This window comes from Pseudomonas sp. GW823-FHT02E01 (assembly GCF_058797535.1).
In genome coordinates this window covers 1-577 of record NZ_JBXAJS010000033.1, presented here as the reverse complement: position 1 = coordinate 577, position 577 = coordinate 1, and the positions used below count along the sequence as shown (strand labels likewise).

The following is a 577-nucleotide window of genomic DNA, read 5'->3' as shown; positions in this document are numbered from 1 at the left end:
CCCGATCACCCCCGGTACCTTCACCGGCACCTACGGCACCCTGGTACTGAATGCCAACGGCACTTACACCTACACCCTCAACACCAGCGATGCGGATTTCAAAGCCCTGCACGGTGGTGGCGACGGCACCGAAACCTTCACCTACACAATCACCGATTCGGACGGCGACAGCAGCACCGCCAACCTGGTGCTCAACGTCTACAACAACGACGATCCGGTGACCCTCAACGGCCTCAACGTGTATGGCGGTGAGCTGACGGTTTACGAAAAAAATCTCGGCGACGGCAGTAACCCCAACGCGTCGGCCCTGACCCAGAGCGGCACCTTCACCGTCACCGCACTGGACGGCGTGACGACCCTGACCGTGGGCGGCATCACTGTCGTCAGCGGAGGCGTGGCCGCCAGCTTCCCGCAAACGGCCGTTACGCTACTGGGCAGCACCCTGACCATCACCGATTACAACCCGGCGACCGGGGTAATCAGCTACAGCTACACCCTCAACGATAACGAAGCCCATCCAACCGCCAACGGCACCAACAGCCTGACCGAGAACTTCAACGTCGTCGCTACCGACAGC

Annotated in this window: 1 protein-coding gene; it reads left to right on the top strand. The window is 61.4% G+C overall.

Features of this window, described 5'->3' with window-relative positions; genetic code table 11:
* Positions 1-577, top strand: a 577-nt coding sequence (locus tag AC1RDQ_RS28520) for a cadherin-like domain-containing protein (RefSeq protein ID WP_492588758.1), incomplete at both ends; no start/stop codon positions are given.